General features: G+C 58.9%; 9 protein-coding genes. 5 read left to right on the plus strand and 4 right to left on the minus strand.

Annotated elements, in window-relative coordinates; genetic code table 11:
* The first annotated feature begins 124 nt into the window (after positions 1-124).
* Positions 125-694 carry a hypothetical protein gene (locus ACVWXE_RS10490; protein WP_457490267.1) on the plus strand — a complete coding sequence of 190 codons (570 nt, stop codon included), beginning with the start codon at positions 125-127 and terminating at the stop codon, positions 692-694.
* A 13-nt stretch (positions 695-707) separates the two neighbouring features.
* Here the strand turns inward: ACVWXE_RS10490 and ACVWXE_RS10495 are convergent, their stop codons facing one another.
* Positions 708-1,898, minus strand: a complete 1,191-nt coding sequence (locus tag ACVWXE_RS10495; RefSeq protein ID WP_457490268.1) for a M20 metallopeptidase family protein — start codon at positions 1,896-1,898, stop codon at positions 708-710.
* A 137-nt stretch (positions 1,899-2,035) separates the two neighbouring features.
* Positions 2,036-2,821 (minus strand): 1-(5-phosphoribosyl)-5-[(5-phosphoribosylamino)methylideneamino]imidazole-4-carboxamide isomerase, encoded by a 786-nt coding sequence (gene hisA / locus ACVWXE_RS10500; protein ID WP_457490269.1) that lies wholly within the window; start codon positions 2,819-2,821, stop codon positions 2,036-2,038.
* Positions 2,822-2,891: 70 nt separating this feature from the next.
* Here hisA and ACVWXE_RS10505 point away from each other — a divergent pair, with 70 nt between their 5' ends.
* Both ACVWXE_RS10505 and ACVWXE_RS10510 read left to right on the plus strand, forming a co-directional pair.
* On the plus strand, positions 2,892-4,265 hold the full coding sequence (locus tag ACVWXE_RS10505; RefSeq protein ID WP_457490270.1) for a 16S rRNA (cytosine(967)-C(5))-methyltransferase: 1,374 nt from the start codon (positions 2,892-2,894) through the stop codon (positions 4,263-4,265).
* Positions 4,266-4,345: 80 nt separating this feature from the next.
* Positions 4,346-5,158: a TrmH family RNA methyltransferase gene (locus tag ACVWXE_RS10510; RefSeq protein WP_457490271.1), complete on the plus strand. Its 813-nt coding sequence runs from the start codon at positions 4,346-4,348 to the stop codon at positions 5,156-5,158.
* A 16-nt stretch (positions 5,159-5,174) separates the two neighbouring features.
* Here ACVWXE_RS10510 and recA read toward each other — a convergent pair whose 3' ends face one another.
* Positions 5,175-6,332, minus strand: coding sequence for a recombinase RecA (recA, locus tag ACVWXE_RS10515; RefSeq protein ID WP_457490272.1), 1,158 nt, complete (start codon positions 6,330-6,332; stop codon positions 5,175-5,177).
* Positions 6,333-6,567: 235 nt separating this feature from the next.
* Between recA and lgt the strand changes: the two genes are divergently transcribed.
* Together lgt and tsaE are read left to right on the plus strand one after the other, a co-directional pair.
* Positions 6,568-7,392, plus strand: coding sequence for a prolipoprotein diacylglyceryl transferase (gene lgt / locus ACVWXE_RS10520; RefSeq protein WP_414384432.1), 825 nt, complete (start codon positions 6,568-6,570; stop codon positions 7,390-7,392).
* A 3-nt stretch (positions 7,393-7,395) separates the two neighbouring features.
* Entirely contained in the window at positions 7,396-8,031 is a 636-nt protein-coding gene (gene tsaE, locus ACVWXE_RS10525) for a tRNA (adenosine(37)-N6)-threonylcarbamoyltransferase complex ATPase subunit type 1 TsaE (RefSeq protein ID WP_457490273.1), read from the plus strand.
* A 200-nt stretch (positions 8,032-8,231) separates the two neighbouring features.
* Here the strand turns inward: tsaE and ACVWXE_RS10530 are convergent, their stop codons facing one another.
* Complete coding sequence (locus ACVWXE_RS10530) at positions 8,232-8,930, minus strand: pirin family protein (RefSeq protein ID WP_414341852.1); 699 nt, start codon at positions 8,928-8,930, stop codon at positions 8,232-8,234.
* Between the last annotated feature and the right edge of the window lie 211 nt (positions 8,931-9,141).

The raw sequence follows: 9,141 nt of genomic DNA on the forward strand, positions 1-9,141 counted from the left end.
CAATGGCCCAAAACTCCAACTGTGGCCTGATCTCAATCGCTGAATCTGCCAAATCTACAATCCGAAACCACTGCTTGATTGCAATACAATTCATTTCACAGAAACAAGTTTTGGGGCGAGCAGGATGAGGAAACAAGCCCTTTTGCCAGGTTTGCTGGGCATTGCCGTTGCAGTTCTACTGGGATCCGGGCCTGCCTATGCTCAGTTGCGGCTGATTCCCCAAGCAGCGCGGCAGGTATACGAAGCTCTGCCGGATCTGCCCCTGGAAAACACCTACACCCCTATTAACCCCAACGATGGCGGCCCCGCACCCGAAGAGGATACTTTGGTGCGGCGAATGATGATCTATCACCTGCAGGTGGCCGGTCGCTCCCCGACCGACCGCTTTGACTGGCAACTGACGCTGGCGGACTATTTTGATGCCAATGAGCCAATCATCGCCCAACGGTATCCCGGTGCCGACCGCCTCACGGTCAACCCCTACGCCCAAGACAAAGCCGTTGTACAATCCCTGAACCGGCAACAGCGACAGGCCCTGCTGGAAGCCCTTGTGCTGGCCTTCGGTGGGGATCCCGACCCCAAACCCCTCTACATTCCCGCCGACTTGAATCCTGTCCCCGCCCTACCCACCCCAGAACCTATGAAGCCCTTGCTGCTTCCCGGCAGCGGATCCGCTGACTTGCTCAGGCCCTAGCCGAGGTTTCCCGCTAACTCAAGGCTTGCCCGGTGTAGTTCTCAATGCAGCGCAGGAACAGCTCTACCCCAATGCCAAGGGCAGCCTCATCGAAGTCGAAGCGGGGGTGGTGGTGAGGGTAGTTCAGGCCCCTTTCGGGGTTGGCGGATCCCAAAAAAAAGTAGCAGCCAGGCACCTCATTCAGGAAAAACGAGACATCCTCTCCGCCCATGGTCATTTCTGGGATGATCCTCGCCTCTGAGCCAAACACCTGGCGGGCAGCTTGTTCCACCAGCGCTACCATAGCAGGATCGTTGCAAACCGCTGGGTAGCCCCGTTCGTACTGAAACTCGTAGGTGGCCCCGTAGGCTTGGCAAATGCCGGCAACGATTTCTTCCATGCGCTTTGGGATCAAATCGGCCACTTCAGGGTGAAAACTGCGCACAGTACCCCAAATTTCTGCGCTTGGGGCGATAACGTTGAAGGCATCGCCGGCCCGGAAACGGCCCACCGTCACCACCGCCGGCAGCATCGGATCCACATTGCGGGAGACAATGGTCTGCAAAGCATTGACAATGTGGGATCCCACCACAATAGCATCTACCGTCTGCTGGGGAAGGGCGGCATGTCCGCCTCGCCCGATCACCTGAATCTGAAAGCGGTCGGCAAAGGCCATCGAGGGGCCACTTTTCACGCCAATAGTGCCCAGAGGGCGATTATTCCACAGGTGTAGGCCGAGGATGGCTTCCACATCCGGGTTTTTCAGAACCCCCGCCTCCAGCATGGGCTTGGCTCCGCCGGGGCCTTCTTCGGCAGGTTGAAAAATGACCTTGACCGTGCCCTTGAGGTGTTGACGGTGCTGTTGCAGCAGCTTGGCGGTGCCCATAGCAATGGCCGTATGGCCGTCGTGGCCACAGGCGTGCATGACGTTGGGGATGGCGGAGCGGTACTCGACTTCATTGGCCTCATGAATGGGCAGGGCATCCATATCGGCCCGCAGCGCCAAAACCGGCCCCGGCTGCTCTCCCTCAATGGTGGCCACGATGCCGGTGTGGGCAATGCCGGTCTGGTGAGGGATCCCCCAGCTTTTCAGGCGCTGGCTGATGTAGGCGGCGGTTTGCTTCTCCTGGAAGCCCAGCTCGGGATACTTGTGGATGTGGCGGCGCCAGGTCACCAACTCGGGTTGTAAAGCTCGAACAGCAGGGCGAAGTGCGGGAAAGGACATGACCTGAAAAACAAAAAAACAAAAATGTCTTGGAAAACCTTCACCGATGGCCAGTGTTGGTTGCATGCAGTTGCCTGTCGATTTTGCCCAGTATGGCATTGCTGAGGCTGCTTTCCGCTCGGCGTCGAGGTGGACATCTAGGCCCACAGGGATCCGGTTTCCGGCGGTAGATCTTGCCAGCGGCCCGGCCCCACAGCTCGCAAAGCCTCTTGCAAGGAGATCGCCCCTGAGTAGAGGGCTTTACCCAAAATGGCCCCCGTCAAACCGGGCAAGCTCAACAAAGCCAGCAAATCCGTTAGCGATCCGATTCCCCCCGAAGCAATCACAGGCAGGCGGGAGATGGCGAGGATCTCCTGCAACTGTTGTAGGTTGGGGCCGGCCAGGGTGCCATCCCGGCCAATGTCGGTGTAGATGATGCCGGCGACGCCCTGTTCCCCCACCCGTTGCACCAATTCGGTGGCCCGCAGGGGAGTGGTGCTCAGCCAGCCGCGGGTGGCCACTTGCCCCTGCCGAGCGTCGATCCCCACCCAAACCCGACCGGGCAAGGCTTGGGTCATCGCCTCCAGGGTGTCAGGATCCTCCACGGCCAGGGTGCCAACGATCACCCGATCCACCCCCAGCTCCAGCAACTGCCGCGCCCGTTCCAGGGATCGGATCCCACCCCCCACCTGCACCGGGATGGCCAGGCTGCGGACAATGCGCTCAATGATGGGCAGGTTGACTGGATCCCCGCTTTTGGCCCCGTCCAAATCCACCACATGCAGGCGAGGAGCACCCTGTGCCGCCCAAGCTTCGGCCTGCTGGATGGGGTCATCGGCCACCTGTTCCGCCTGAGCATAATCCCCCTGGTAGAGGCGCACGGCGTGGCCCTGGAGAAGGTCGATGGCGGGGATCACCTCTAAGAAGGCGCTGGTGTAAGGCATGATTGGGATCCCTTAGGGGCTTCTCCAGTATCGCCCAGGGGGGAGAATGGGAAAACCTTTTGGGGCGACCATGAACGCACGTCAACTGGCCCTCTTGGCCTTGCAGAAGATCGAGCGGCAAAACGCCTATGCTGACGTGGTGCTAGAGCACCTGTTGGCCCACAGCCACCTGATCCCTGCCGACTGCCGCCTGGTCAGCGAGCTGGTGTACGGCGTTACCCGCCGTCGTCGCACCCTCGACGCCCTAATCGACTGCTTTGCCCAACGTCCTGCCCACAAGCAACCGCCCGATTTGCGGCTCATTCTGCACCTTGGCCTCTACCAGCTGGCTTTTTTGGATCACATCCCCCCCAGCGCTGCCATCCACACCAGCGTGGAATTGGCCCGCCAGATGGGGCTGGGATCCCTGACAGGGGTGGTGAACGGCATCTTGCGCGCCTACCAGCGGCAAGTGTTGGATCAGCCAGAGAAGGATCCCCTCAAGCCCCTCGAGGACACTCTGCCAGCCGACCCAATTCAGGCTTTGGGGATCCGGCACAGCTTTCCCGACTGGTTGGTGAGCCTATGGTGGGAGCGCCTGGGGCCGGTGGAAACGGAGCAGTTGTGTGCTTGGTTTAATCAGCCACCCCACCTGGATTTGCGGGTCAACCCACTGCGGGCAGATGTGAATAAAGTCATTCAAGCCTTGGCAGCAGCCGGGATCCCTGCCCTCCCCATCTCCGAGGTGCCGGGTGCCTTGCGACTTCAGGATCATGCTGGCGACATCACGGCCCTGCCCGGCTTTGCCCAGGGTTGGTGGAGCGTTCAAGATGCCAGTGCCCAGCAGGTGGTGCATTGCCTGGATCCCCAGCCGGGAGAGCGGGTGATCGACTGCTGCGCTGCTCCGGGCGGCAAGACCACCCAAATAGCCCAACACATGCAGGATCGAGGGGAGATTTGGGCTTTGGATCGTCACCCCCACCGTCTGCGGCGCCTAGAGGAAAATGCCCATCGCTTGGGCTTGACCTCGATTCGTTCCCTGGCCATCGACCTGTTGCCGCTGAGCGCTGCTGCCGATCGCGTCAGCGGGACGGAGTCCTTACCCCCTGCCCCCTTGCCCCCCTGGCACAGCGCCGACCGGGTTTTGCTGGATGCCCCATGCTCCGGCTTGGGAACCCTGCACCGCCATGCCGATGCCCGCTGGCGACAAACCCCAGAGCGGATCCCAGAGTTGGCCCACCTGCAAGCCCAGCTCCTGCAAGTGGCAGCCCGTTGGCTTAAGCCGGGTGGGGTGTTGGTGTACGCTACCTGCACGCTGCACTCTGCCGAAAACGAGGAGATCATTCAAGCCTTTCTCGACAGCCACCCCAATTGGGCTGCTGAAGGGGATCCCCTGCTCATCTGGCCCCACCGACAGGATCGGGATGGATTTTTTATCCAACGGCTGCGCCGCTCCGGTTACTAACTCCCCTCTCCCTCTGGGAGAGGGGCTGGGGGTGAGGGCAGCAACGCCGAAGACTTGGGGAGTACCTTAACCATTGCCACATGGCTTCTGAGCTGCTGACCAGTCCGAAAAACCCCTGGATCCGCAAGTTGCGGCAGTTGCACCGCAGCAAAGGCCGGCGGGAACAGGGCGCCTTTTTGGTAGAGGGATCCCACCTCATCGAAGAAGCCCTGCGAGTTGGCTGGCCCCTGCAGGCTCTCTGCTACACGCTTGAGTGGGCTGAGCGTTACCCACAATTGCTGGCCAATCTGCCCAAGAGTCTACGGCGGCAGGCCGTCAGCTCAGAAGTCATGGCAGCGCTCTGTACCACCGAGTCTCCCGAAGGAGCTGTGGCCGTGGCCGTCAGTTGGCAGATTTCCTCTCCCCCCTTGTCCAAGTTACGTTTGGGCCTTGTGGTGGAAACGCTGCAAGATCCAGGCAATTTGGGATCCCTAATCCGAGTCGTGGCCGCCGCAGGAGCCGACGGCCTTTGGCTAAGCGCAGACAGCGTGGATCCGGAAAACCCCAAAGTCTTGCGGGCCTCTGCCGGCCAGTGGTTTCGCCGTCCGCCCCAAGTCGTGCCCGACCTAGCCGCCTGGATCCAGAGCTGCCGTTGCCAAGGGATCCAAGTCTTGGCTGCTACCCTCTCCCCCACAGCAAACTGCTACTGGGATCAAGATCTCACCCGCCCTACCCTTTTTCTCCTGGGCAACGAAGGAGCCGGCCTGAGGGAAGCGACTATCCAACAGGCCGATGCCCAGGTGCGGATCCCGATGGCCGAGGGTGTCGAATCTCTGAACGTCGCTATGACGGGGGGGTTGTTGCTCTACGAGGCCCTGCGCCAGCGGCGATCTCGCTCAGGAAGCGCTCCCTGAACAGCTAGCTGCTCCCTCAGAACTCTTCCTCTACAAAGACCGCATCCTCATTCTCTTCCTGCTCTCCCTCCTCCATCGCTGCCGGCTCTTCCTGCTCTCCCTCCTCCATCGCTGCCGGCCGGCTGGCGGAAACCGTCACCCCCGCAGAAAGTTTCTCCCGCACAGCCGCTTCCACCTCCGCTAGGAGCTCTGGGTTTTCCTTCAAGTAGACAACCAGATTGTCCCTTCCTTGGGCAACATTTTCCTCCTTGTAGCTGTACCAAGAGCCGCGGCGCTTGAGAATGCCCATCTCCTCGGCCAGATCGATAATGCAGCCGATGTTGGAGATCCCTTGGCCGAAAATGATGTCAAATTCTGCCCGCCGGAAAGGGGGGGCAACTTTGTTTTTCACCACCTTGACCCGCGCTCGGATCCCGTATTCTTCCGCACCTTTTTTCAGGGTTTGAACGCGGCGAATATCTAGCCGCACCGACGCATAAAACTTAAGGGCATTGCCGCCGGTGGTGGTCTCCTGGGGGCCATAGCCTATGCCGCCAATTTTGGAGCGCAATTGGTTTAAGAAAAGAACGATGGATCCGGTTTTGCTGACATTTCCGGCAATCTTGCGCAGCGCTTGGCTCATCAGGCGCGCCTGCAATCCCACATGGGCATCTCCCATATCCCCTTCGATCTCAGCCCGGGGCACCAACGCTGCTACCGAGTCCACCACCACAATATCCACAGCTGCCGAGCGCACCAACTGATCGACAATCTCCAGGGCGGCCTCCCCCGTGTCCGGCTGGGAGATCAACAGGTTTTGAATATCAACCCCCAAAGCTGCTGCGTAAGTGGGATCCAGCGCATGTTCCGCATCCACAAAAGCTGCCGTTCCCCCTTGTTTTTGCACTTCGGCGATGGCATGTAGGGCAATTGAAGTTTTCCCAGAAGATTCCGGCCCAAAGACTTCGATAATCCGCCCTTTTGGGTAACCTCCGCCCAAGGCCAAGTCGAGGGTGATGGCCCCACTGGGTATGGTCTCCACCCGCATCTGGGTGGCATCTCCCAGGCGCATGATTGCCCCTTTGCCGAAATTCCGCTCGATCTGGCTTAACACCTGCTCCAGGGCTTTGCGTTTTTCTGACTTCAATTTGTCCGAGTCATCAGCAGTGTTCACAGCAACGGCTTTCCGGGCCATAACCCGCATCCCCCCCAGGAGTCGTGGTGGAAAATCGAGCCTGCATTCTAACATTGTCGCCTTGCTCTGAACGGATCCCTCTCCCTCCAACTGCAGTCAGCTCGTACCTTGCCTCGGTTCCTAACTCCCCTCTCCCTCTGGGAGAGGGGCTGGGGGTGAGGGCAGGTCTTCTGCATAGCCTTGCAGAGCGGGTAGAGTGGGCTAAAGGGATCTGCTCAGGAACGTCCCCACGGTCATGACTTTGGTCTTACAATCCCCCGGCCCGGTTGTGTTTAGTTGGGGGCCGCTCAGCCTGCGCTGGTATGGCTTATTGATCGGCCTGGCAATGGTGTTGGGCTTGCTCCTGGCTCGCCATCTGGCAGCTCGGCGTGGCCTTCCCCCCAGTTCCATGCCTGATCTGCTGGTGTGGTTGGTGGTTGGATCCCTGCCCTTTGCCCGTCTGTATTACGTGGTCTTTGAATGGGAGCGCTATCGAGATGGCCCTTGGTGGCAGGTCTTGGCCCTCTGGCAGGGGGGCATTGCCATTCACGGTGCCTTGATCGGCGGCAGTGCGGCGCTTTACCTGTTCGCCCGGCGGCACCGGCTGAGTTTTTGGTTGCTAGCCGATTGCCTTGTTCCCTCCCTCAGCCTTGGTCAGGGGATCGGACGTTGGGGCAACTTCTTCAACAACGAAGCCTACGGAAAGGTGTTGCCTCCGGATAGCCCTCTGTGGGTACAACTGCAGCTGCCTGATGGATCGCGCGTCCATCCTACTTTTTTGTACGAATCCCTCTGGAACTTTGGTCTCTTCGGGCTCCTGCTCTTTTTAAGCTACCGGCGCCAGCTTCCCCCCGGCACCCTCTTGGGCCTCTACCTGGTGGGGTACAGCCTGGGGCGCTTCTGGATCGAAGGCCTGCGCACCGATAGCCTCATGCTGGGATCCCTGCGGGTGGCGCAGGGGGTGAGCCTGTTGCTCATTGGAGCAGGCCTGGCCGCAATCTTGACAGCTCCCAAACGCGTTTCTGTTCACCCAAACGAGGCAACTTCCTCGCCTGGGATCCCCGCCCCAAAGGAGTTGTAAGCCATGGCCAGCGAACAGAATGAAGAGCTCTGGCAGCAAGCCTCCCCTCTGCTGCTGCCATCCGCCGCTGCTACCCAATCACTAGGGGCCCTCGTAGCTCAAGCCGCCCTTGGCTTCCTCGCCCCTTCAGGTCAACAAAAATCTCCCCCTCCCAGCCGCAGCCTCGGCTCCACTTCCGGCTTGGTCATTCTTCTCGAAGGTAATCTGGGCAGCGGCAAAACCACCTTTGTGCAGGGACTAGGGCAGGGCTTGGGGATCCCTGAACCCATCGACAGCCCCACCTTCGTGCTGGTGCAGGAATACCACACCGGACGGATCCCTCTTTTCCATTGCGATCTCTACCGCCTAGAGACCTCTTCTGCCGCTCGCGCCGGTGGGAAAGAATCCACACTCCTAGAAGACCTAGGGCTAGAAGAACTTTGGAGCCAAGGTGGGATCACCGCTATTGAGTGGCCCCAGTACCTCCGCCATCTGCCTGCGACCTACCTCTGGCTGCGCCTACAGCCCCATCCCCAGCAGGAAGGAGCCCGCCTTCTACACGTCAAGGGAAAGGGATCCCAGACTGCTCAACTTTGGCAGCAAGTTCTTTCTCAATTCACTCAGCAAAACCTCGAGGAAGGGATCCACTTCTCCTCCTGAAAGTACTTGAAAGCAGAAGAAAAAGTTGAGATCCCAAAAGACTTATGGTCATTTCGATTCCAACTAGGACACTGCACCCGCGCCTAAAACGTTGAATGTACGGAGCCAGAAGGCTCTTCTCAGCAGTTCAGTCGCTTCACCCCAGCCTAAAACGACTATAAGCTCAAGGCAAACAGCCAGAATTCAGCCAAAAGTCATCCTCAGGCCAAATCAAACAGCAGCACCTCAGCCCCTTCTTCACTGAAAAGGTTGAGCTCGCTTTCCCTAGCAATAGCCACGCCATCTCCTTCTCGCAAAAACAAGCCATCCAGGGTCACATCGCCCCGAGCTATCTGCAGCCATCCGTAGCGCTTCTCATCCAAGTGTCGGTGAATGGTGCGTCCCGGCTCAATCAACCCCGCATAGAGATTCACATCCTGATGCACAATCACGGATCCCTGGCGCCCATCTCGAGAGGCAACTAAACAAAACTCATTGGGATGCTCTGTCAAACCCGTCGCTTTTTGTTCATAGCTGGGCTCCAGGTTTTCCTGCTCCGGCAAAATCCAAATTTGCAGCAGATGAACCTCCTCATCTGCCGAGTGGTTGTACTCGCTGTGCCAGATCCCTGTGCCTGCCGTCATCCGTTGAATTTCACCAGGACGAATCACAGATCCCGTGCCCAAGCTGTCTTTATGCTCAAGGATCCCTTCCAAAACATAGGTAACGATCTCCATGTCCCGGTGCCCATGGGTCGGAAAGCCAGCACTCGGGCTGATTCGGTCATCGTTAATCACCCGCAAAGCCCGGAAGCCCATGTAGCGAGGGTCGTAGTACTCTCCAAAAGAAAATGAGTGGTAAGTATCAAGCCAACTGAGCTTGACATGACCCCTCTCTTCCCGCTTGCGCAAAGTCAGCATCGCAGTTTCTCCAAAACCTGACCCTCGCAACCATCTTATTAACTCTGCAGTCAGAATGTCAATATTCAAACAGTTTTATTTCTTCTTTTCCCTGCTATTCTCGCCAAAAACTTGCCAAAAATTTTGGGTTGGATATCTTGACGGGGTGGTGGGGGTGGGGATAGGGTAGTAAAGCGCCACAAGGCCACCCAGCCCCGGCGCCCCAGAACCT

The organism is Thermostichus sp. MS-CIW-41, assembly GCF_054058915.1.